Genomic DNA, 24,388 nt, shown 5'->3' on the forward strand with positions numbered 1-24,388 from the left:
TGTAACTGCCTTTATATTTTTTTGTGGTCGCCCCGGTCTGTCACAACCTCATACCCGATGGATGCCATCCTGCGCTTTAATTCTTTAATATTGGCTGCGGCTTCCACTCCCGTGCTGATTTTATTATCATAAAGCATATACTTTTTCCGCACTTCCAGGGGAGACAGGTTGGGCATCACCACATTGGCCCCTGCCATCACCCCCTGTTCCCTGCCGTCCGGTTCAATGGTTCCCAGGGCTGTGGTGGCTGGCAGCAGCACATCCGGAAGCATAAGCCGTACAATGGCCAGCAGCAAAAGAGTCTGGCGGAGGCTTCCGGCGGGCCTGTCCTTAAAAGGAGTATCATGATGGGGGATGAACGGTCCGATTCCCACCATCTCCGGCTGAAGGCCGTGCATGAATTCCAGGTCCTCCGCAATATGGGCCGTTGTCTGATAGGGCGAGCCCGCCATGATTCCGCAGCCGGTCTGATATCCAATGGCCTTCAGGTTCTGCAGGCACTCCTTCCTGTATTCAGAAGACATCTGAGGGGGATGGAGACTGGCATAATGGCATGGATTAGCTGTCTCATGGCGCAGCAGATAACGGTCCGCCCCCGCATCAAACCACCGCTTGTAAGTACTGTACCCCTTCTCCCCCACAGACAGAGTAACCGCACAGTCCGGGTACTGCTGTTTGATGCGCTCCACCAGATAGGCTATCTTCTCATCCGTAAACCATGGGTCCTCGCCTCCCTGGAACACAAAGGTCCGAAACCCCAGTCCATAGCCAATCCGGCAGCACTCCATAATCTGTTCCGGCGACAGCCTGTAACGGGACGCCTTCTGGTTGCTCCGCCGGATACCGCAATAGTAGCAGTCATTTTTACAGTAATTAGTAAATTCCATCAGACCGCGTACATAAATCCGGTTCCCGTAATTAGCCAGGGCAGCTTCCCTGGCTTTTTCATACAGATAGGATTCCTCCTCCCCTATGTTATCCAGCAGGAAAATAAATTCCTCCCGGGACAGCATATGGGTTTTTGCCAACTTATCCACCAGTGTGGTCACCTGCTCCATCATGCACCTCTCTCCATTTTATCTTTTAATCCCACAGGCAGGACACAGGTATATGTCCTGTTCCTGAGTTTCAGCGGATACAGCCTGACCTCCACCCCAAACGCCTCATTAAGGTGTTCCTCGCTGAGTATCTCATCTGTGGGTCCAAACAGGGTAGTGCCATGGGAAGTGAGCAGCAGCGCTTTTTGGGATATGGAAAGGGCGTGTTCCGGATAATGGGTGTTGACCACGGCGGATATATGTTTTTCCCTGCACAGACGTTCAATGGTTTCCAGTACAATGAGCTGGTTCCTGAAATCCAGGTTGGATTCCGGTTCATCCAGCACAAGGATGGACGGATTCGTCGCCAGTGCCCTGGCAATAAGAACCATCTGCAGTTCCCCGCCGCTTATATGGCTGCAGAGCTTACCCTTAAGATATCCGATTCCAATCTCTTCCATACAGTCTCCTGCTATTTCCCAGTCCCTCTTTTTAGGCTGCCCGAAGGTGCCCAGATGCGCATTTCTCCCCAAAAGCACCATTTCCTCTGTGCTGTAGGCAAAGGCAGACGCCTTTGCCTGGGGTACGTATCCCACCTTCCGCCACAGCTGGTTATACGGTATGTCCCTTATGTTGACGCCGTCCACAAAGGTTCCTCCTGTTTTCCATTCCAGAAGGCCCAGCATACATTTAAGCAGGGTGGTCTTGCCTGCGCCGTTGGCCCCCAGGATGGACAGCACCTGGGGCTCATCCAGGGAAACATTCACATGTTCCAGTATACAATCATTGGAGGAATAACCAAATCCCCCGTCCTTCACCTCAAATATCATAAACGGATACCTCCTGTCTTTCTGAGCAGCAATATGAAACAGGGCGCTCCTATAAGGGATGTCAATATGGATACAGGTATTTCCGTGGCCATTACCGACCTGGCCGCAGTATCTATGATAAGCATGAACAGAGCCCCCGACGCCATGCTGGCGGGTACCACGGAGCGGTTGTCATTTCCGAATATCATACGCACCATATGGGGTATGAGAAGCCCTACCCACCCAATCTGCCCGCACATGGAAACCACGGCCGCAGTCACCATGGCTGCCCCCAGAATTACAAGGCTCCGGATTCTCTTCACCGGAATGCCCAGGGACTTTGCCTCGTCCTCAGGAAGGGACATGGTATTGAGTTTCCATCTCAAAAGGAACAAAAGCAGACTTCCCGCAATGATAAAGGGCGCCCCCATAAGAAGGGTGGTCCTGGTGGTGGATGCCATGCTGCCCATGAGCCAGTAGGTGATGGACGGAAGCACGTCCTGTGGGTCCGCCGCATATTTTACCAGGGATACCAGGGCGGAAAACAGGGAGCTGACCACCATGCCTGCCAGTATGACCATCAGCGGAGGTATGGTCCCCCTGACCTGGGCCACGCTCCAGGCCATAAGCACGGCCGCCACCCCGGCCGCCATGGCAAGAGTCTGTATGCCAAAGGCCGGAAGGCCTAACAGGATACCCAGGACAGCGCCAAAGGAGGCCCCGTTGGCAGCTCCCAAGGTATCCGGGGTGGCCAGGGGGTTGGCAAACAGCCCCTGGAATGCTGCCCCGGCAGCAGCCAGTCCTGCTCCGGACAATAGGGCCAGCACCACCCTTGGAAAACGGATATTGGATATGACCGTCCTTACCTGGTCCGACACCTGGACGCCGGGAAAGGAGCCCGGTATCAGCACGGCTGCCAGCTCCTTTGGAGCAATGGTAAAACGTCCGATTGCCATAGCTGCAGCTGCAGCTGCAAAAATCACTGCCAGGGAACCCAGGGTCCAGTACCGGTTCCACGTTTGTTTACTTCCACTCATGGTTATGTTCCATCCTCATATAGTTCTGGTAATATGCCCGGGCACCTATTTCTTATACCCGGCCGCTGCCTCCCGGCCAGGATGGTACATCCTCTGTACCTGCTGGCTGCTCAGCTCCACACCGTACATTTCCTCATAATAATTCTTTACCTCCCGGGTGATATCCACATCCGGGAACAGGTCCGGATATACCTGTTTTGCCATCCACAAAAGAGTCATGGGCGTATCCGTGCTGGGCGTATAGCTCCGGTAGGTTCCCAGGGGAAGCTTGTATACCTGTTTGTCCTGCACTGCTTTTACCGGACTCCAGTCATCCTGTCCCACTGCATTTTCATAGAGGTCCTCAGGCTGGACCGGGGTAAAATTGGTGATGAATATAATGTCCGGATTCCACTCATATACCTGTTCCATGTTGATGACTGCATTGGAATTCTCCGCTGCCACGCCTTCAGCCACATTGCGTCCGCCCACTGCGTCGCACCAGAACTGACCGAAAAATTTCCTGCCTGAGGTCACCATGGTGGTATCGCTGTAATTAAACAGGAACAGGATATTCTTCCTCTCCTCATCCTTTAATCCTGACACCTTGCTCTGGATATCCTCATATACCTTCTGGCTGTATTGGGACACCCGCTCCGATGTATCCCCCTTCTCCGGAAAAATCCGGCTCAGCAGGCCAATCCACTGGTCATACGTCTCTATGCTGTCGTAATTCCATTTATTTACAGATACTGCAACTGCCGCAAATCCGGCAGAGCGCAGGGCCTCCCCTATTTCCTTGCTGCCTGCATTGTAAAATACCACATCCGGTTCCAGCTTCATGAGTTCTTCCATGTTGATGTCGCTGCCGTTCATGAAATCCGTACTGGCATCCAGGATGTCGGGAAACAGCTCTCCCAAAAGCCCTGTTTTGGCAGCGCTCATGCTGGCGGGGGCCATTCCCACTATCTTTTCCCCGGACCCCAGGAACACGGTGATGATGGAGGGAAGCGGCAGTATATCCGTAACCACCACCCGGTTCACTTCCCCGGGTATCTCCACCTGATTGCCTGCATGGTCTGTTATGACCACTGTGCCGGCGGACCGGGAGGTCTGCGGTTCCCTCCGGCCCTTGTCTGCACTCTGGCCCTCATCAGGGTTCTGACCGCTGTCATTCTGTCCCTTGTCATTCTGTCCCTTGTCCTCCTGACGCTGACTTTCTGCAGCCTGACCGCCTGGGGCAGACGCCCCCGGTGCCCCGGACTGGCAGCCAGAAAGTCCTGCTGCCCCAAGACACACACCTAAAATGATTGCTGTTAGCTTTTTCATAATACCTCTTCCTCCATTTATTTTTCCCCGGAACAATTCAAAGAGCACACAAAGGGCTTCATAATGCTGTGATACATTCTGCCTGAACATGCCTCATGGGGAAAATCCACAAACACCCTATTTCTGTCAGCAGGGCATACCTGACGGTATAAGGGGTCAGCCACCACAACCGTACTCTCCGCTATACCGGAAATAACTTCATCCTCATCCCAGTCAATGATATCTCCTTCCATGGCCAGGTCCTTCTCTCCTCCGGCCGGACAAAGCACCGTCACCTGGTCAGCTCCAAATTCCTCCCTCAGGCTGCACCGCAGGGAACCGGCAATGACCTGTTCCCCGATTATAAGTACCCTCTCACCGGACAAATCATCCGGCAGCCCGGAAAGCCCCAGGTCAGGCCGGGCAGCCCCGGCGGAACCGGCCTCCGGCTGAAGCGAATTTGAATCCGGCTGCAGCGCATTTTCAGCATGTTCAAACAAACAGCGGTTCTCACCTGCTTCCGCCGCCTGCCTGATATACCCTGCCAGCCGTTCAGATGTCAATCTTCCCACAGGTGTTCCCACCACGTAAGGTATTCCGTACAGCTCCTTTAACGCTCCGGCCGCAGGCAGCCCCGCTGCTGATACCACCAGATTTACGTCTGCCAGGCCGGCCAGACGCAGTTCATCCAGACTGCTTTCCATGGCCCAGCAGCCCCCGTTCTCCATTCCATGGTCACTGAGAAAATCCTTTAGTCTGGCAGTATTTCCCGTAAGTGAAAAATCCAGCGGGGTAACGCCCAGGACATTCACCCTCAGGGCATGCTCCCGTTCCGTCCCCTTGCGGCTGGTTCCGTCCGGGCTGCCTGTATTTCCCGCCAGCTTTTGCAGCTCCGCTCCGGGCGGACAGAACCGTTTCACAATCTGCCTCAGCGCCTCCCCTGCCCCGCGGACATAGGAGTGCATTCCATTGGTGGCAATGCCGAAGGTTGGGATACCGGTCTGTTTTTCAATCATCCTGGCAATTCCCTTAAAGTCAGTCCCCATCATCATGGGAATCGGGGTTCCTCCCATACATATGAACGCCGGATGAAGATTCGCTGCAGCGTCCACAATATCCTGCACCAGCTTTCCGTCATCCCCCATGACTGCTTCCAGCTCCGACAGAGCCGAAATATACACCATGCTGTCCATGGAGTACCATCTGGGCTCATCGTGGGTGGTATAGGTGGAATTACAGCCTGAAGCATCATGCATCACCGTCATTCCGCCCAGCTCATACAGGGCCGAGCAGACCCCTGATATATCTGCCGCATATACCGGCAGAATCCGGTTTGTCCGTTTCAACAGCAGCACCCCCATCCTTTTACCTGTATCAGTTTTTCCGTATCCTTTTCTTCCCTGGCAGCCTCCTCCATCATGGCGGACAGCTCCAGGATGCCGCCGTAACCGTACAGTCCTCCGTCCTCCACCATGTTTACAAAATAAGGCGTTCCTGTGAAATAGGCAGCCTTCTGTCCCACTGCCAGCACTTTTCCTCCCTTTTCCTGATGCCATGTCCTGGGAAGCACCGCCATCTTGTGGTACACCGTGGGACAGAGCAGCATCCGGGGACAATGTTCTTTCAGCCAGGCAAGCGTATCCTCCTCCTCCGGCGATATGGTATCCGCATAAATCCGTTCCACCCGGAAACCGCATTTCACAAACAGCCTGGCCATTCCCAGCGGTCTGGAAGAAACCGTATAGTCAATGGCCACCGACCATCCCTCCAGTTTCCTTGCAAGCGTTTCAAGGGCCGTCTCCGCCTTCTGCCACAGCTGGTCCAGTTCCCCGTCTTTCCACACCGCATTAAAGTCCAGTTCCAGCAAATCCGACAGGCATTTCCAGTGCTCCCTTATCTGTTCCCAGTCATAGCTCACCGGCAGATAGACCCACTCCTGTCCCAGGCGCTCACTGAGTTCCTTCGCAGCAGGACGCCCCAGCGGATTTGTCACCAGATTGAGCCGCGATGATGCCATGGCCTCATATTCCCCGAAGTCCCGGCAGGTGCATATATCTTTTAGGAAAAATCCGTTTTTTTCCAATATAGTGTGCAGCTCTGAGCTCCTTCCCATGGCCAGGTTATTGCCAATGATATTTATCTGCTGCCTGTGCATATCTGCCGGCTTTAACAGGGAATACAGCTGTTTTCTCATGAACGGGTCCGGCGGCATCTTTGTCTTTCTCATAATGGGGTTCATCCAGCACTGCACGAAGCCCACCTGCGGAAACCGTGTGTTCAGCTCCCGGAATACCATTTTCATATCTGTTCCAAGAAAATGATGGATACAGCTGGTAAACAGCAGCAGGGCCCTTGGCAGCACCGGCAGACCCTCCAGGATATGGGTCACGCCCTCAATGATGATATCCTCACAGTTCCCCTCCAGCACCGACTCCTCATCCACGGATATAGTGGAAAAACGGCGGCTGTCATTCAGCTCTGCAGCAGACAATACAACGCCCCGCAGGCAGCTCTGGGCACACACGAACACCTGGTGGCTCTCCGGCAGCAGCATCCCGATATGCACAATGGTCCATCCTCCCCTGGCCGGGGCGCTGTACTCCAATCCGTAGGTAAACGGGGCCAGGCTGTCCACCTGGGACAGCGCAAGGGCCGCGTCCTGGCCTGCTGTACTCTGTCCGGTTCTATTCTGCCCGGTTATGCTCCGCCCGGCTATCCCCTCCCCGGCACATTCATGCAGTTTCTTAAGCATAGGCTCTCTTCACCTCTTCCTCCCCGCAGGCCGCGAGAACAGCATCCGCCATTTTCCTGTACTGACCCGCAATGCCGCTGTCCGGATAAGCTTCCATGACCGTCTTTCCAAGCTCCTCCGCCTCTCCCACCAGGGAGCTGTAATCCAGGGAAGCTATGATTTCCGTTCCCATATCCTCTGCCAGCTCCTCCACCTTTTCCTGTTCCCGCTTCACGCCTCTGCGGTTAAGGAGGATGCCTCCCAGGCTGGCATACCCTCTGGCCTCAAAGGATTTCACTGCTGTGGCAATATTGGCGGCCGCATAGATGGCCATGTTTTCCCCGGATGTAACAATAAATACCTTGTCCGCATACCCCTCCCGGATGGGCATGGCAAACCCGCCGCAGACAACATCGCCCAGCACATCATAAATGACCACGTCCGGCTTATAAACCTCAAATGCATTTCTCTCCTCCAATGCCTCAAAGGCAGTGATGATTCCCCGCCCGGCGCACCCCATGCCAGGGGTAGGTCCTCCTGCCTCAGCGCAGAGCACACCCTTGCTTCCCTCTGTCACCAGCTCGTCCAGACCCGCCTTATCTCCCTTTGCCCGGATTATATCCAGGATGGAGGCCACGGCCCGTCCCTGATGAAGCTGTATGGTGGAATCCGCCTTTGGGTCGCAGCCTATCTGCATTACTTTGTACCCCCGCTCCGCCAGGGCCACTGACAAATTAGATGAGATGGTGGACTTTCCGATTCCGCCTTTTCCGTAAACCGCTATCTTTAACATATCTTTCCTTCCCCTCTGTTCTTGAAATAAAAAACCTCTCTCTGAAATTCAGAGAGAGGATATAATCAACAAGTCACGGCTTCCGCTGCAGGCACATAAGCCACACCCACAAACAGCGCACACCGGAAAATAACACAAACCGGCGCCTGCACAGCCAGGACAGTTCCGCTCTCTCTTTATCTCAGGGTTGCTTCGCATCAGAGAAAGGTTCTATTTAGTTACTACCATCATATTCCAGCTCCCGTGAAAAAGCAAGGGTTAAAAAAATATCTTGTCCTGCGCATTTTATTAGGCTTTACGAAAGGCCGGGACCCATGATATCATAACCACAGACAACCGCGGCCCGCATATGGGTGTGCATCTGATTTTTGCAGAGCCCTGCCGGGTAAAAAACAATAAGGGAGGTTATACTTTATGGAAGACCGTCTGGCTGTTATCAGCTGTATCATAAGCAACCCTGACTCTGTGGCAACGGTAAACGAAAAATTCCACCTTCAGTCCAGTCTGATTATTGCCCGTCTGGGCGTTCCCTGCCGGGATTACGGGGTCTCCGTCATCAGCGTGGTTCTTCACGGAACCCAGAACCAAATCAGTTCCTTTGCCGGGGACCTGGGAAAGGTAGACGGTGTAAAGGTGAAATCCATTCAGGTGCCGGTCAACAAATAAAAGAAAGGGAAGGAACCCCATGGAACATTTGGAATGGCTGCTGTCCCTGGTAGCAAACATCGCAATCATTATATTTGAATTTATCGGCGTGGGCATCATCATATACTCAGGCCTCACAAGTTTCCTTAAATTCCTCCGCAAGTCCCCGGACACCAAGATTTATCTGGCAAAGGGCCTGGCCATGGGACTGGAATTCAAAATGGGAAGCGAAATCCTGCGCACGGTCGTGGTCCGGGAGTGGAAGGAAATAGGAATCGTGGCCGGCATCATTGCCCTGAGAGCCGCCCTTACCTTCCTGATTCACTGGGAAATCAAGGAAGAGGAACGGGCCTGATACACACAGTAAGACCGCGCTGCAGGGAAAATATCTCCCCGCTTAGCGCGGTCTTTCTTGTGTCATGGTATGAACTGGGGGAGTAAAACCGGTTAATGCTCTGCCCTCTGCCGCTTCCCCTGCCACAAGGGCCTCCATAGTCCTCTATAGACGAATCCCGCACATACCCTTCAGTATTTCTTCCGCCCTGCCCATCATCTCAAGGCTGTCCTGGTTCTTATTCCTCCTGTCAATATAGTGGAAGGAGGGCACATCTGCGGGCACCAGCTTCAGGTCCCCTTTGTAAGACCTGACCAGGTCCGGAATCTTTTCCACCTGGAGCTTTGCCTTCTGATACATGGTAAGCCTTACCTCCTGGCGGTTAATCACCACTTCTGTCACATATGCCCGGTGGGCCAGGGCCCTGATGGCCGCTATCTTAAGCAGGTTCTCCACACTGCGGGGTATATCCCCGAACCGGTCCATAAGCTCATCCTGCATATCCATATATTCTTCCTCTGTCTCAATGGCAGAGATACGTTTGTAGATATCCAGCTTCTGGTATTCATTCTTGATATAACGTCCGGGAATGTATGCATCGATATCGCATTCCACAACGGTTTCGTAGGAATCCTCCTCCAATGTCTCTCCCTTAAGAGCCAGCACGGCCTGGTTCAGCATTTTGCAGTACAAATCATACCCCACAGCCTCCATGTGTCCGTGCTGCTCCGCGCCCAGTACATTGCCCGCGCCCCGGATTTCCAGGTCCCGCATGGCAATCTTGATTCCGGAACCCAGTTCCGTAAATTCCCGGATGGCCTGGAGACGCTTCTCCGCCTCCTCCCTCAGAAGTTTATCCCTCTTGTACATGAGAAAGGCATAGGAAGTCCTGTTGGAGCGCCCCACACGGCCTCTCAGCTGATACAGCTGGGACAGTCCCATGCGGTCCGCATCGTGGATAATCATGGTGTTGGCATTGGGTATATCCAGACCGGTTTCAATGATGGTGGTGGACACCAGCACATCAATCTCTCCATTGATAAAATCAGCCATAATCCGTTCCAGCTCATGCTCCCGCATCTGTCCATGGGCAAATGTAACCACTGCATCCGGCACAAGGGCCTGCACACGGCCAGCCACCTCATCAATATCCGTCACACGATTGTATACATAATACACCTGACCGTTTCTTGCCAGCTCACGGTTGATTGCCTCCCGCACCATCTCCTCATTGTACTCCATCACATAGGTCTGGATGGGCGTCCGGTCCACCGGCGGCTCCTCCAGCACGCTCATGTCGCGTATGCCTGCCAGGCTCATATGGAGGGTCCTGGGAATTGGCGTGGCTGTCAGGGTAAGCACATCCACATTTTCCTTCAGATGCTTGATTTTCTCCTTATGGGCAACGCCAAACCGCTGCTCCTCGTCAATAATCAGCAGCCCCAGGTCCTTAAACTGCATATCCTTGGACAGGACCCGGTGGGTCCCGATGACAATGTCCACCATTCCCTTGCGAAGGTCTTCCAGTGTTCTTTTCTGTCTGGCAGGCGTACAGAACCTGGACAGCATATCCACCCGCACCGGGAAATCCTTCATCCTCTGTACGAATGTATTGTAATGCTGCTGGGCCAGAATCGTGGTAGGCACCAGGTACACCACCTGCTTACTGTCCTGTACCGCCTTAAATGCCGCCCTCAGAGCCACCTCTGTCTTGCCGTACCCCACATCACCGCATATGAGCCGGTCCATGATTCTCCTGCTCTCCATGTCCTTCTTTACCGCGTCAATGGCATCCATCTGGTCATCGGTTTCATCATAGGGAAACAGCTCCTCAAACTCTCTCTGCCACACCGTATCTGTCCCGTACTGGAATCCGGCCTTCTCCTGGCGCGCCGCATAAAGCTTCACCAAATCCTTGGCAATCTCCTGGACAGCTCCCCGGACCCTGGTCTTGGTTTTATTCCACTCAGTTCCTCCCAGCTTGTTGAGCTTGGGTTTCTTGGCCTCTGCCCCTGCGTATTTCTGGATACTCTCCAGACGGGTGGCCGGCAGATAGAGATTGCCTCCGTCGCCGTACTCAATCTTGATATAGTCCTTAATGACCTTATCCCGCTCGACCTTCTCTATGCCCTTATAGATGCCCAGTCCGTGTTCCTCGTGGACCACATAATCCCCCACCGACAGTTCTGAGAAGCTCTGGATGGCCTTGCCCTGGTAATTTGTTTTTTTCCGGCGCTTCCGCTTTTTCTCCACGCCGAACATATCGCCTTCTGTGATAAATACAAACTTCAAAAGAGGATATTCGAATCCGCGGTGGAGATTGCCGTAGGTAACCAGTATCTCTCCCGGCTGAACCTTGTGGACGGCAGCGCCCGCCGAATCCGTATTCCCGGATTCCGGTATGACATTTTCCTCACCTGGGGAATCTCCCCTTTCGGCAGCCCGCACATCCGGGCAATAAGCCCTCAGGCCGTATTCCCTCAGGTCACTGGCAAGCCTGCTGGCCCTGGTTCTGGATGCGGACAGCAGGATAACCCTGTATCCTTCCTTCTTCCACCTGGTCAAATCCTTGATAAGCATCTCAAAGCTGTTCTGGTATGAGTTCACATTCTTGACATCAATACTGAATTTCCGGTTTACCTTCATACCCGGAAGCTTCTGGTCCAATCCCGTAAGCATGACTGCAACGGGCTTCTGTATTCTGGCCAGGACCTCAGCAGCCGGATACAGAAGCTCGGTCTGGCCCGGCAGCAGATAGCCCTTTTCCAGCCTGTGCACCATGCTTTCCCTGAATTCCAGCTCCACGATTTCGCCCTTTTCCTTTAACCTGGCAGGCTCATCCAGGTAAATCACGCTTTCCCCCTGGGGGAAATATTCCAGGAAGGAAACCGTATCCGGGCAGAAATACCGGATATAGGCATCCAGCCCGCCAATCCTCCATCCCTCATCCAGGCCGTTTCTCAGTTCTTCGATAATGGTGTGGATTCTGTGGGCTTCCTCCGGCTTATGCTGCTCCCTTAATGCCTTCTCATATGCCTTTTCTTCCGTTTCCAGCCTTCTGATTCCGTCCGCCAGCTGGTCCCCAGACAATACTACTTCCGCAGCCGGATATATGGTAATGTTCTCTAACTGCTCCACCGAACGCTGGCTCTCCAGGTCAAAGGTCCGGATGGAGTCCACCTCATCATCCCACAGCTCAATACGCACCGGTACTTCCTCGGTCAGCGGAAAAATGTCCACGATTCCGCCTCTGATGGAGAACTGGCCCATCCCGTCTACCTGGGCCATCCTCTCATAGCCCATGGCAACCAGACGTTCCTTCCAGACATCCAAATCAATTACCTGTCCGCTCTCCACCGATATTGACTGCTCCCTCAGATATTTGAGAGGCAGCAGATGGTCCATAAGACCATCCATGGTGGTAACCACTACCCCCTCTTTGTCCTCCATAAGGTGGCGCAGCACAGCAATCCTCTGCCTGGTCATCAGATTTCCATGAATGTCAGCGCTGTAAAACAGCAGGTCCTTGGCGGGATACAGCCATACCTGGCTGGTAAAGCTGCGGAAATCATCATAGATTTCCTTGGCCCTGGTATCATCATAGGTGACCACCAGTTTCCAGGCAAACGCACTGGCCTCCCCCAGTTCATACATCAGATGTACTTTCTGGGAATCCAGGGTCCCGGTTACCTGTAACGGTCCCTTTCCGGATTTCAACGCCTGAACCAGATTATCATATTCCTGTAATTCCAATAATGGATTTTCCATTTATCCCTGCACCCCTTATCAACCCTTGTGGCCGTTAAACTGATTCATTGCCGCGTCAGCGCCCTGCGTAATCATCATCTCCACTGCCCCGGCCGCTTCCTTAAACGCATTTTCCATGACAGCCCTGTCCTCCTTGGAGAACCGGCTTAAAACATAGTCAGCCAGGTCCATTTTCTTAGGTTTATCGCCCACTCCCACCTTAATGCGTGGGAACTCCTGGGTTCCCAGGTGGGCAATGATATTCTTAATCCCATTATGGCCTCCTGCGCTGCCCTTTTTCCGGATTCGCAGCTGTCCCACATCCAGGCTGATATCATCATATACAATAATAATATGTTCCGGGTCCACTTTATAGAAATCAGCTGCCGCCCTTACGCTCTCACCGCTCAGATTCATAAAGGTCTGGGGCTTTAAGAGCAGCACCTTCTGTCCGCCGATGATTCCTCTTCCGTAACAACCCTTAAATTTTTTCTCCTCCACAGTGGTGCCCAGGCGGTCCGCCAGCACGTCTATGACCTCAAATCCCACATTATGTCTTGTCTTTTCATACTCCCTGGTGGGATTGCCCAAACCTGCAATGATATACATCACCTTGTCGTCCTCCTTACGGCCTTCCGCTTTCTTTCCAAATCCCAGCCGCTCTTTTATTCTCTCCCATATTCCGCTCATATTCCCGCCACTTTACCTTCCAGTTTTATGATTTGTCTTACTCATTCCCTTTGCATTTCCCAATATCTTCCTATTATTCAAAACACGCCTTAAAGCGTTAGATACACACCACATGGGGTATCTAACGCTTTTTTCCGTTCCCTCATTCTATCAGATTACGCTTAAAATGTAAAGCAGATGGAGGCCTCTTTCCTCCATCTGCCGTTCTTTTAATTTTCCAGTCTGCACCCGCCAGCCGCGATACCTGTCTGCAGCTCATGCTCCCGCCGTCACAGGCTGCTTCCCACTGCCATTGTTTCCAAAGCCCGTTCCTCTGTAAAATATCCGCATTCCACCAGGCGGTCCAAAACCTGCTGCTGCCGTCTGGCCGCCAGCTCCTGGCTCACAGTGGGCGCATAGCAGGATGGTGCGTTGGGAATCCCTGCCAGCAATGTGCTCTCATAATCCGTCATGTCCTCAGGCTCTTTGCCGAAATAGCCCATGCTGGCATCCTTTACGCAATAATACCCGTTCCCGTAATAAATCGTATTGACATACAGCTCCAGAATCTCATTCTTGCTGTAATTCCGTTCTAAATCAAATGCCACCAGGACCTCCGCCACCTTGCGGACCAGTTCCTTTTCCTGGCTGAAATACATGTTCTTAGCCAGCTGCTGAGTCACCGTGCTTCCGCCTTCCACAAAGGCTCCTGCCTTTATATCATTAAATACAGCCCTTCCAATGGCAATGACGTCGATTCCCGGATGGTTATAGAATCTGTGGTCCTCCACGGACAGCACTGCATCCACATAAATCTCAGGAAGCTGGTCAAAGGTGGTATAGTTCTCCTTAGCACGTATGGACGCCACCTTATCCTCAAGGCTGACGCTGTCCATGGCCTCCCGGTACATTCCGTAGCCCTTGGCAGCCACTGTCACGCAGAAACACAGCGCCACCGTAAACATGACCGCTGCCACCCATTTTATACCTGTACGCACCTTCATCCTTTCACCCGCTTTCTCTTCTGAATCCTGTATTGTGGAACCATCTTATCTCATATATGTATCATATCACAAGAGAATGCAATAATCTTTGAATTTGCCTTAACATACCGTGACTATTCTCTGACTATTTATGAAATTTTTTCTAAAGGTCTGATTGGTTTTTCTTAAGGATTTGAGCCCCTCATACACAGGTATTTTAAGGCGTTCCGCCCTTGCATAACGCCTCATACTATGCTAAACTATAACCGTTGTGATGCCTGTATAAGTTCATGATTGGATGAACGTTTCTACCAGCTACCGGAATAGTTGACTACATGCTTCTATTTTGCATACTGGTTTTTTTTGTGCCCTGGAATGGATTTTAAAGGGCCAGGGAACGCCGGATGTACCGTATCCTAAGGCATTCCGCGAAACCAGGCAAATCAGGCAGTGAAAGAAAGGAGTTTCCCTATGAATCCAACCACAAATTACGACGTAATCATTATTGGCGCAGGTCCTTCCGGCATCTTCTGCGCGTATGAGTTAATCCAGAAGAAACCTGACATGAAAATCCTCATGGTGGAGAAAGGACGTCCCATTGAAAAGAGGGTTTGTCCAAAACGTACCACCAAGGTATGCGTGGGCTGCAAGCCCTGCTCCATTACCACTGGTTTTGCCGGCGCCGGTGCATTTTCAGACGGCAAGCTGTCCCTTTCCCCAGACGTAGGCGGCAACCTTCCGGAAATCCTGGGTTATGATAAAACCGTTGAACTCTTAAAGGAATCTGACAACATCTACTTAAAATTCGGCGCTGATACCAATGTATACGGCGTGGACAAACAGAACGAAATAGAAGAAATCCGCCGCAAAGCCATTGGGGCTAACTTAAAGCTGATTGAATGCCCCATCCGCCACCTGGGAACAGAGGAAGGCTATAAAATTTATACCCGCCTCCAGGAACATCTTCTGGCCCAGGGCATTACCATGGAGTTTAACACCATGGTCAGGGACATCATCATTGAAGGCAATACCGTAAAGGGTATCATTACAGACAAGGATGAAACCTACTATGCGCCTGAGGTGGTTTCGGCCATTGGACGGGAGGGTTCTGACTGGTTCTCTCATATCTGCGGCAATCACGGAATCCAGACCCAGGTAGGCACCGTGGACATAGGCGTCCGTGTGGAGGTCCGGGATGAGGTCATGAAGTTCTTAAACGAGAACCTGTACGAGGCCAAGCTTGTATACTATACCCCTACCTTTGACGACAAGGTCCGCACCTTCTGCACCAATCCATCCGGAGAAGTGGCCACAGAATACTATGAAAACGGCCTTGCAGTGGTAAACGGCCATGCATACAAATCCAAGGAGTATAAGACTAATAATACCAACTTTGCCCTTCTGGTGAGCAAGAACTTTACCAAGCCCTTCAACGAGCCCATTGAGTACGGCAAGCATATTGCCCAGCTGTCCAATATGCTCTGCGGCGGGAGGATTATGGTCCAGACCTTCGGAGACTTCCAGAGAGGCCGCCGGACCACAGAGGAACGCCTCTGCCGCAACAACCTGATTCCCACACTGAAGGATGCAGTACCCGGCGACCTGTCCCTGGTATTCCCTCACCGCATCATGACGGATATCAAGGAAATGCTGCTGGCCCTGGACAAGGTGACTCCCGGAATTGCCAGCGACGAAACCTTGCTCTACGGCGTGGAGGTCAAGTTCTACTCCAATAAAGTAGTGGTAAACGCTGACTTTGAAACCAGCATCAGAGGACTGCGGGCGATTGGAGACGGCGCATCCGTTACCAGAGGGCTGCAGCAGGCTTCCGCCAACGGCATCAGCGTGGCCAGGAGTATCCTGAAGCAGATGGAAGCATAACAGGCCCTGTCCGGCATACACGGTCATACTCGCCCAAAACCACATAATACCAAAACGTTTGGAACCCCCTAATTATCAAGAGGACTCCAAACGTTTTTTGCTGTATAATCAACCTTTTATATGCGCTGATATAGACTCCGCATCAGAGTCAGGATAGCGCCCAATCAAATCATATAACTTCTGCACCACCTCTTCCGGCTCCATTAAGTCCTCAGCAATCCTGGCAGCGGACTGCCCCCTCTCCCGTTTCCGCATGACCTGGTTTATCAATTTTGCCATCTTCCCCCGCTCCAATCCCTTTTCAATTCCTTTGTTTTCCCGTTCCTCCAGCTCATCTGCAAAAAGTTCCCGCAGAGCATCACACATCTTATCCACCTCCTGACATGTTTCCCAGTTTGCCCGCATGATTAAGTCCATGGCAGTCTCGTACAGGGGATTTTGTTCCTTCCCCTTATATTCCTTTACCAGTACTTCAATATCTTCTTCCGGCTTCAGCCCGCTTCTCAAGCGGCTCAGCCAGATATTGCACAGGCCAACACAAAAAACAAGAGCTGTCCCGGTTCACATTGGTTATCCGGAAACAGCTCCCACTCATTGTTCTGTATGTATCTTATGCCATCCCATCCTCTGCCGCCTCATTCTCCAGCAAGGTTGTCTCATACTTATTCAGAATAATGGTCTGAATCATATCCCTTGTGTTGGAGTTAATCGGATGAGCAATGTCGCGGTACTCTCCGTCCGCCGCCTTGCGGCTTGGCATGGCTATGAATAAACCCTTCTCCCCCTCTATTACCTTGATGTCATGAATGACGAATTCATTGTCCAGTGTGATGGAAACAATTGCTTTCATCTTGCCTTCCTTTTCAACCCGTCTCACTCTCACGTCTGTAACCTGCATGTTTTCTACCCCTTCCGTCTTATCCCGCCGGTCCCCCGCTCTGCGCTCCCCGTGCGTACCGCGGGGCTATGTGCGTATTATAATGTATACCTTTCGTTTTTCTCCACAACGATTTTGATGTTTTCCGGTGTGCCGATGTGCGTGGTGTTGGCACGGATGGTATCCCTGCTCTCTACAATGCAGTTCTCAATCACTGTGTTGTCGCCAATATAGACATCATTTAAAATGATGGAATTCTTGATTACACAATTGTTGCCTACGTATGCCTTCTTAAAGAGAATGGAATTTTCAACTGTACCATTCAGGATACATCCGCTGGAAATCAGGCTGTTTCTAACCAACGCGCCAGGGTTATACTTGGCTGGAGGAAGGTCATCAATCTTAGTATATACATTAGGATACTGCTTGAAGAAGTAATCCCTCACCTCAGATTTAAGGAAATCCATATTGGTCTTATAATAGGAGTCCACAGAAGCAATGTTGCTCCAGTAGCCGTCCAGCTTATAAGCATAGATTCTCTTAAGGTTCTTATAGCGTACCAGAATATCATTGACCAGGTCATACCTGTCCTCTGCTGCGCAGCGCTCCAGCAGTTCAATGAGCTGCCTTCTGCGGATGACATAGATACCGCAGGAAATGGTAGTTGCGTCAGATGCCATGGGCTTCTCCTCAAAGTCCGTGATACGGCCGTCATCATTCAGCTTAACGCAGCCGAACCGTGTTACATCCGTGCCCTCTTCCATGTCCTTGCAGACAACGGTGATGTCTGCCTTTTTCTCAATGTGATATTCCAGAACCTTATTATAATCCAGCTTGTATACGCCGTCGCCTGCCGCAATGACAACGTACGGTTCATGGCTGTTCTTTAAGAATGTAAGGTTCTGGTACAATGCGTCTGCCGTGCCCCTGTACCAATCACCGTTTTCCGGCGTGATGGATGGGGTGAATACAAACAGACCGCCCTGTTTACGTCCGAAATCCCACCACTTGGAGGAACTTAAATGCAGGTTCAGGGACCTGGAATTATACTGTGTAAAAACTGCCACGTTCTGGATGTGGGAATTTGTCATGTTGCTGAGTGCAAAGTCAATGCTGCGGTAGCTTCCTGCAACCGGCATGGCAGCCACTGCCCTCTTATTAGAAAGTTCCCGCATCCTCTTGCTGTTACCACCTGCTAATACGATACCGATTGCTCTCATTTTACGCCACCTGCCTTTATAATGTAATTTCCGCCAGCCAGTAATCCGTCAGGATAATCGCCCACGGTTGTCTCGCCTGCTATGGCAGTGTTCTTGCCTACCTTAACCCCGTCTGGAATTACAGAATTCTCACCAATGGTCACCAGGTCGAACTGATATACCTTGGGGTCATATGTACTGGGTGCGTATTCGCCTGTTCCCAGCTCCACGCCTGAGCCAATCCTTACGTTCTCAGCAATGATGGCCTTATTAACAACAGCACCGGCTCCAATGGCGGTCCCCTGCATTACAATGGAATCCTTTACCACGGCACCCTTGGCAATGGTAACGCCTGCTCCGATAACAGAGTTCATTACCTCGCCGTAAATCTCAGTTCCCTCACCGATAATGCTCCGCTCAATATTTGCCTCATTGGAAATAAACTGGGGCGGAATCACATCATTCTTGGTGTAAATCTTCCAGTATTCCTCATACAGGTTGAACTCAGGGATGATATCAATAAGCTCCATGTTAGCTTCCCAGTAAGAGCCCAGCGTACCTACATCCTTCCAGTAACCATTATATTCATAGGCGAATATCCTGTCGCCTCTTGCATGGCAGTATGGAATGATGTGCTTGCCGAAATCGCATCCCGGCTCTTCCTTCATCTTAATCAGAGCTTCCTTTAATACCGGCCAGCTGAATATGTAGATACCCATGGAAGCCAGATTGCTTCTGGGAACTGGAGGCTTCTCCTCAAATTCCGTGATACGGTTAGACTCGTCCGTAATCAGGATGCCAAAACGGCTGGCCTCCTCAATGGGAACCGGCATGGCAGCAATGGTGATATCTGCATTATTGGCTTTGTGATAATCCAGCATTACCTCGTAATCCATCTTGTAAATATGGTCGCCGGATAAAATCAGAACATATTCCGGATTATATGATTCCATATACTCCAGGTTCTGATAGATTGCATTGGCAGTTCCTGTGTACCAATCGCTGCCTTTGCTGCGCTCATATGGGGGTAAAACGGTCACACCACCAACGTTCCGGTCTAAATCCCATGGTACACCAATTCCGATATGAGAATTTAAACGTAATGGCTGATACTGTGTCAATACCCCGACTGTGTCAACTCCGGAATTGATACAGTTGCTCAGCGGAAAATCAATGATTCGGTACTTCCCCCCAAAAGATACGGCCGGCTTGGCTACTTTTTGTGTTAGTACGCCAAGGCGGCTTCCCTGTCCGCCTGCTAATAGCATAGCTATCATTTCTTTTTTAATCACGTTATCACCTCTTGCTGTTAAAATTTTTGTAATTTTAATTATACCACAAACTTCGTAAATAGTACATAAATTTTTAAATTTATTTCATCGTTTTTGTGCATTTTTCCGACATTTTTTCCGTTTTTAACCATTTGATGTTGATTTATCTATATCTTGTACCCCTTTCCAAAATTTACCACTAAATAAGTCCCCCTCGCAGGCTGTATATTCACGGATGTTTTTGTCAAAAACAGCTATAAACATAATATCAGATAATTTGTTGCCGGTGCATTCCAATTTCTGGAACGCCTCCAGCCGCAGTTATCTGACATAATCTGCATCCGGCATGACCCGCTTCAGTTAAGTAACGCCCCTTATGCGGATTTTTCCCCGTTCATATACTACTATAATGCAATCATATTGAAAATACAGGCTCCGTACCCGGACTCAGGGGAAAGTTAAGCCTTGAAACATGACGTGAAATATCATATAATCACGTATATGTAGTTACCGTCCATTTCCAGGGGAATTGGGGATACTGAATATATAGATAAGAGAAAAGGAGAACATCAGTCATGGATCTGATTACCGTAAGAGAACTTTACAAACATCCGGAGGAACATCTGGGCAAGGAGATAAATGTGGGAGGCTGGGTACGCAGCCTGCGCGATTCCAAAGCTTTTGGCTTCATTGTTGTCAGCGACGGAAGTTTTTTTGAGACATTGCAGATTGTATATCACGATTCCCTTCCCAACTTTGCGGAAGTTTCTAAATTAAGCGTAGGCACCGCCATTCTTGTAAAGGGAACCCTGGTAAGTACTCCCCAGGCCAAGCAGCCTTTTGAGATTCAGGCCACAGAGGTAACGGTGGAGGGAACCTCCTCGCCGGATTATCCCCTTCAGAAAAAGCGCCACTCTCTTGAATACCTGCGCACCATCTCCCATCTGCGCGCCAGAACCAATACCTTCCAGGCTGTATTCCGTGTGCGTTCCTTAATTGCATACGCCATCCACCAGTATTTCCAGGAAAGGGATTTTGTCTATGTGCACACGCCGCTGATTACCGGCAGTGACTGCGAGGGCGCCGGTGAAATGTTCCAGGTAACCACCATGGATTTAAACAATATTCCAAAGACAGGGGAAGGCAGAGTGGATTTCAGCCAGGACTTCTTCGGCAAGGCCACCAACCTGACCGTAAGCGGACAGCTGAATGCTGAGACCTATGCCATGGCTTTCCGCAACGTATATACCTTCGGCCCCACCTTCCGCGCTGAGAATTCCAACACAACCCGCCATGCAGCCGAGTTCTGGATGATTGAACCGGAAATGGCCTTTGCGGATTTAGACGACGACATGTGCCTGGCGGAAGGCATGCTCAAATATATCATCCGTTTTGTCCTGGAGCATGCGCCGGAGGAGATGAATTTCTTCAACCAGTTTGTGGACAAGGGTCTTCTGGATCGTCTTCACAATGTATTAAATTCCGAGTTCGGCCGCATTACCTACACGGAAGCCGTAAAAATACTGGAAGAACACAACGATGAATTTGACTATAAGGTATCCTGGGGCTGCGATTTGCAGACAGAGCATGAGCGCTATCTGACGGAGCAGGTATTTAAAAAGCCTGTATTTGTAACTGATTATCCGAAGGAAATCAAGGCCTTCTATATGAAGATGAATCCTGACAACAAGACCGTGGCCGCCGTAGACTGCCTGGTTCCCGGTATCGGCGAAATCATCGGCGGAAGCCAGAGGGAGGACGATTACGACAGACTGGTAGCCAGGATGGACGAGCTGGGCCTTAAGAAGGAAGACTATGACTTCTATCTGGACTTAAGAAAATACGGCTCCACACGCCACGCAGGATTTGGACTTGGTTTTGAGCGCTGCGTCATGTACCTGACCGGAATGTCCAACATCCGCGACGTAATCCCATTCCCAAGAACGGTTAACAACTGCGAATTATAAAGAATACCTGCCCGCCCCGCTGAAGCGGGCAGGTATTCGCTACCCGGACGCAGCAACGCGGAGTTCGGGGAACCCCTATTTGCCCGCCCCGCCAAAGCGGGCAGGTATTCGCTACCCGGACGCAGCAGCGCTTATGGAACCATTACTTGACAGGAGGCAGACATGAAATTCATCCACACCGGGGATATCCACTGGGGTATGTGTCCCGATGCCAACAAACCCTGGGGCAAGGAACGTGCCCAGGCAATCAAAGATACCTTCCGGATAATCATAGAAAAAACAAAAGAGATGGATGTGGACTGCTTATTCATCAGCGGAGACCTGTTTCACAGGCAGCCGCTGATGAAAGACCTTAAGGAGGTCAATTATCTCTTCTCCACCATTCCCACCGTAAAGGTCATCCTGATAGCAGGCAATCATGACCGCATCAGGGAGAACTCTGCCCTGCTAAGCTTTACCTGGAGTCCTAATGTAACCTTTATCATGGATGAGGACCTGACCTCTGTATACTTTGAGGACATTAACACCGAGGTTCACGGATTCAGCTATCACACAGCTGAAATTAAGGCTCCCCTGCTGGAAGATATACAGGTCCCCCTGAACAGCCGGATTCAGATTCTCATGGCCCATGGCGGCGACGCCGCCCACCTGCCGATTAACTTTAACAGTCTGGAGCTGTCCCCATTTTCCTACATTGCCCTGGGACATATCCACAAGCCCCACGTCCTGGCTGACGGAAAGATTGCTTACTGCGGCTCCCCCGAACCCCTGGACCTGACAGAGACAGGCGCCCATGGCTTCTATGCAGGTGAGATTCATCCTGTCACCAGAAAGCTGGTAAGCCTCCGGTTCATCCCGGCAGCCAGCCTCCAGTACATACCTCTGGCCGTGAATGTGTCCAAAGATACCACCAACGGCGAACTGTGCGACCGGATATCAAATGAAATTGAAAACCGGGGTTCCCAGCACATTTACCGGTTCCGAATCAGGGGCATGAGGGACCCTGATATTGAATTTGACCTGGAGCAGTTATCGGACAAATACAGGATTGCTGAAATTATTGATGACTCTGAACCCCAGTATGATTTTTCAGCCCTGTTTGCCGAACATTCCAGCGACATGATTGGGTTCTATATCCAGGCCCTCCAAAAAGAAGATATGAGTCCGGTGGAGAAGAAAGCCCTGTATTACGGGGTAAATGCCCTTCTGCATACCACCGATGAAAGGAGCTGAACCCATGAAGATATTAAGTCTGCACATCGAGGGCTTCGGTAAATTCCATGACCTGGATATCTCCTTTAAGGATGGGCTGAATGTGGTGTACGGCAAGAATGAGGCCGGCAAATCCACCCTTCACACCTTTATCAGGGGAATGCTCTTTGGTATTGAGAAACAGAGGGGCAGGGCGGCCAGGAATGACGTGTACAGCAAGTACGAACCCTGGAAGGGAAGCGGCACCTATGAGGGCTGGATGCGGCTGGAAAGCGAAGGACAGATATACCGTATCCAGAGAAGATTCCAGAAGCAGAACAAGGAGCTGACCATTGTCAATGAAACCCTGGGAAGGGAGGCAGAACCCACCAGAGCCCTTCTGGACCAGCTGCGCTGCGGCCTGTCGGAAACAGCCTACGACAACACCATCAGCATCGGTCAGTTAAAATGCGCCACGGACGGGGGCATGGTGGCTGAGCTCCGCAATTACATCGCCAATCTCAATACCTCCGGCAGCATTGCCCTCAACATAACCAAGGCAACTGCCTACTTAAAGAGTCAGAGGCGGGAGCTGGAAAATCAGATGGTGCCTGAGGCAGCCCGCAGCTATACTGCTCTTTTGGGGGATATCCGCAAGACAGAGCAGGAAATATCCGCGCCTCAGTATGCCAATCAGCTGATTGAGTACCGTAATAAGAAGAGTGAAATCAGGAAACAACTGGACAGCTGTCAGAAGGAAAAGGAGGGGCTGCTTGAAAAGTCCGCCAAGGGGCGGCAGATTCTATTAAACAGCCAGTTTACTGACCAGGAATCCGTGCAGAGCTACATGGAGGACACCAGAAAGCTTTACGGCGACTATCAGAACACCCTGGCTGCCTGCAGTAAGAAATCCAGGACTGTCTGCGCCGTATTCATGTTCCTTATTACCCTGGCCTTTGCAGGAGCCGCAGGTCTGTGCCTGGCTGCGCCTGACCTGGTCCGCTCCCTTGTACTCCTTCCGGTACCGCTTACTGCCGCCGCAGGCATATCCGGAGCCATTGCCCTGGCTGGCTGCATCACCGGAATCCTTAAGCTGGGGAAAAACCGCCGGTTCCGAAAGGAACTGGACACCAGCACCCGCCTTCTCCAGGAGATATTTGCCCGTCACCTGGGGGATTCCAGTATATCCCAGGAGGCCATGAATGCATTGGAGGGCCGGATGGCTGAGTTCCTCCGTCTCAGCAAGGCAGTGGAACAGTCTGAACAGACCCTGGTGCAGCTGTCTGAGGAAATTGGAAAGCTTCAGTCCAGCGAGGACCAGTTCTCCCAGGAGATAGAACAGCAGCAGCGTATCCAATGGGAACTGGAGCAGAAACTGGAGCATCTGGCCGACTGCAAGACAAGGGCTGAGGCCCTGAAACATGTGCTGGCGGAAAATGAACGCATACAGGAGGAACTGGATGCCATCGACCTGGCCCAGGACACCATGACCACCCTGTCCACCTCTATCCGCGATTCCTTTGGATTATACCTGAACAGGGAGGCTTCTGACCTGATATCCGGCATCACCGGGGGAATCTACACCAGCATGAGCATTGACGAAAACTTAGACGTGTTCATGAACACGCCGTCCAAGCTGGTTCCCATAGAACAGGTCAGCAGCGGCACCATGGACCAGATTTATCTGGCCCTGCGCCTGGCCGCCGCCAAGCTGGTCCAGAACGGCCGGGGGGATACCATGCCTCTGATTTTTGACGACAGCTTTGTGCTGTATGATGATGAGAGGTTAAAAACAGCGTTAAAATGGCTAGTGAAGGCATATGATAACCAGATTATTGTATTTACCTGCCACCAGAGGGAGGCACAGCTGCTGACGGCAAATCAGGTGAAGTATCATCTTATACGCATATAAAGCAGAAAAACGTTGGCA

At 51.4% G+C, this 24,388-nt stretch carries 20 protein-coding genes and 1 riboswitch; of the genes, 6 read left to right on the forward strand and 14 right to left on the reverse strand.

What is annotated here, in order from left to right; all coding sequences use genetic code 11:
* Positions 1-11: 11 nt before the first annotated feature.
* From hydE to FGS84_RS23335, 7 genes are read right to left on the reverse strand one after another with little or no spacing between them, the layout of a single operon-like run.
* The gene (hydE, locus tag FGS84_RS23305; protein WP_138310768.1) at positions 12-1,058 is read right to left on the reverse strand and encodes a [FeFe] hydrogenase H-cluster radical SAM maturase HydE; all 1,047 of its coding nucleotides are present in this window, start codon (positions 1,056-1,058) and stop codon (positions 12-14) included.
* Entirely contained in the window at positions 1,058-1,867 is an 810-nt protein-coding gene (locus FGS84_RS23310) for an ABC transporter ATP-binding protein (protein ID WP_138310716.1), read from the reverse strand. Before FGS84_RS23310 ends, hydE begins: the two co-directional genes overlap by 1 nt.
* Positions 1,864-2,883 carry an iron ABC transporter permease gene (locus FGS84_RS23315; RefSeq protein WP_138310717.1) on the reverse strand — a complete coding sequence of 340 codons (1,020 nt, stop codon included), beginning with the start codon at positions 2,881-2,883 and terminating at the stop codon, positions 1,864-1,866. The genes FGS84_RS23310 and FGS84_RS23315 overlap by 4 nt, the downstream gene beginning before the upstream one ends.
* Positions 2,884-2,928: 45 nt before the next feature.
* Positions 2,929-4,191 carry an ABC transporter substrate-binding protein gene (locus FGS84_RS23320; RefSeq protein WP_138310718.1) on the reverse strand — a complete coding sequence of 421 codons (1,263 nt, stop codon included), beginning with the start codon at positions 4,189-4,191 and terminating at the stop codon, positions 2,929-2,931.
* A gap of 17 nt (positions 4,192-4,208) precedes the next feature.
* On the reverse strand, positions 4,209-5,516 hold the full coding sequence (locus tag FGS84_RS23325; RefSeq protein ID WP_347563876.1) for a nitrogenase component 1: 1,308 nt from the start codon (positions 5,514-5,516) through the stop codon (positions 4,209-4,211).
* A complete protein-coding gene (locus FGS84_RS23330; RefSeq protein WP_138310720.1) occupies positions 5,513-6,922 on the reverse strand; it encodes a nitrogenase component 1 in 1,410 nt (469 codons plus the stop codon). Before FGS84_RS23330 ends, FGS84_RS23325 begins: the two co-directional genes overlap by 4 nt.
* The gene (locus FGS84_RS23335) at positions 6,915-7,694 is read right to left on the reverse strand and encodes a nitrogenase iron protein NifH (protein WP_138310721.1); all 780 of its coding nucleotides are present in this window, start codon (positions 7,692-7,694) and stop codon (positions 6,915-6,917) included. The genes FGS84_RS23330 and FGS84_RS23335 overlap by 8 nt, the downstream gene beginning before the upstream one ends.
* Positions 7,695-8,108: 414 nt before the next feature.
* Between FGS84_RS23335 and FGS84_RS23340 the strand changes: the two genes are divergently transcribed.
* Positions 8,109-8,360 (forward strand): TM1266 family iron-only hydrogenase system putative regulator, encoded by a 252-nt coding sequence (locus tag FGS84_RS23340; RefSeq protein ID WP_027641985.1) that lies wholly within the window; start codon positions 8,109-8,111, stop codon positions 8,358-8,360.
* Between the two features lie 19 nt (positions 8,361-8,379).
* Positions 8,380-8,694, forward strand: coding sequence for a DUF1622 domain-containing protein (locus tag FGS84_RS23345; RefSeq protein ID WP_138310722.1), 315 nt, complete (start codon positions 8,380-8,382; stop codon positions 8,692-8,694).
* 144 nt (positions 8,695-8,838) lie between these two features.
* Here FGS84_RS23345 and mfd read toward each other — a convergent pair whose 3' ends face one another.
* From mfd to FGS84_RS23360, 3 genes are all read right to left on the reverse strand, one after another.
* Positions 8,839-12,441: a transcription-repair coupling factor gene (gene mfd, locus FGS84_RS23350; protein WP_138310723.1), complete on the reverse strand. Its 3,603-nt coding sequence runs from the start codon at positions 12,439-12,441 to the stop codon at positions 8,839-8,841.
* Between the two features lie 18 nt (positions 12,442-12,459).
* A complete protein-coding gene (gene pth, locus FGS84_RS23355; protein WP_171042703.1) occupies positions 12,460-13,029 on the reverse strand; it encodes an aminoacyl-tRNA hydrolase in 570 nt (189 codons plus the stop codon).
* Positions 13,030-13,379: 350 nt separating this feature from the next.
* Complete coding sequence (locus FGS84_RS23360) at positions 13,380-14,093, reverse strand: biosynthetic peptidoglycan transglycosylase (protein WP_138310725.1); 714 nt, start codon at positions 14,091-14,093, stop codon at positions 13,380-13,382.
* A gap of 237 nt (positions 14,094-14,330) precedes the next feature.
* Positions 14,331-14,426, forward strand: a riboswitch (purine riboswitch).
* Positions 14,427-14,543: 117 nt separating this feature from the next.
* Here FGS84_RS23360 and FGS84_RS23365 point away from each other — a divergent pair.
* Entirely contained in the window at positions 14,544-15,953 is a 1,410-nt protein-coding gene (locus FGS84_RS23365) for an NAD(P)/FAD-dependent oxidoreductase (protein ID WP_138310726.1), read from the forward strand.
* 108 nt (positions 15,954-16,061) lie between these two features.
* On the opposite strand, the gene FGS84_RS23370 is transcribed toward FGS84_RS23365, so the two are convergent.
* The 4 genes from FGS84_RS23370 to FGS84_RS23385 form a co-directional block, all read right to left on the reverse strand.
* The gene (locus FGS84_RS23370) at positions 16,062-16,460 is read right to left on the reverse strand and encodes a hypothetical protein (protein WP_243130046.1); all 399 of its coding nucleotides are present in this window, start codon (positions 16,458-16,460) and stop codon (positions 16,062-16,064) included.
* A 103-nt stretch (positions 16,461-16,563) separates the two neighbouring features.
* Positions 16,564-16,851 carry a septation regulator SpoVG gene (spoVG, locus tag FGS84_RS23375; protein WP_138310727.1) on the reverse strand — a complete coding sequence of 96 codons (288 nt, stop codon included), beginning with the start codon at positions 16,849-16,851 and terminating at the stop codon, positions 16,564-16,566.
* Between the two features lie 77 nt (positions 16,852-16,928).
* Entirely contained in the window at positions 16,929-18,050 is a 1,122-nt protein-coding gene (glgD, locus tag FGS84_RS23380) for a glucose-1-phosphate adenylyltransferase subunit GlgD (RefSeq protein WP_138310728.1), read from the reverse strand.
* A complete protein-coding gene (locus FGS84_RS23385; RefSeq protein WP_138310729.1) occupies positions 18,047-19,321 on the reverse strand; it encodes a glucose-1-phosphate adenylyltransferase in 1,275 nt (424 codons plus the stop codon). Before FGS84_RS23385 ends, glgD begins: the two co-directional genes overlap by 4 nt.
* A gap of 554 nt (positions 19,322-19,875) precedes the next feature.
* Between FGS84_RS23385 and asnS the strand changes: the two genes are divergently transcribed.
* The 3 genes from asnS (at position 19,876) to FGS84_RS23400 (ending at position 24,370) form a co-directional block, all read left to right on the forward strand.
* Positions 19,876-21,267, forward strand: coding sequence for an asparagine--tRNA ligase (gene asnS / locus FGS84_RS23390; RefSeq protein ID WP_138310730.1), 1,392 nt, complete (start codon positions 19,876-19,878; stop codon positions 21,265-21,267).
* Between the two features lie 162 nt (positions 21,268-21,429).
* Complete coding sequence (locus FGS84_RS23395) at positions 21,430-22,500, forward strand: metallophosphoesterase (RefSeq protein WP_138310731.1); 1,071 nt, start codon at positions 21,430-21,432, stop codon at positions 22,498-22,500.
* Between the two features lie 4 nt (positions 22,501-22,504).
* A complete protein-coding gene (locus FGS84_RS23400) occupies positions 22,505-24,370 on the forward strand; it encodes an AAA family ATPase (protein ID WP_138310732.1) in 1,866 nt (621 codons plus the stop codon).
* Positions 24,371-24,388: the final 18 nt, after the last annotated feature.

This window comes from Clostridium sp. 1001271st1 H5 (assembly GCF_005845215.1).
Taxonomy (GTDB): Bacteria; Bacillota; Clostridia; order Lachnospirales; family Lachnospiraceae; genus Enterocloster.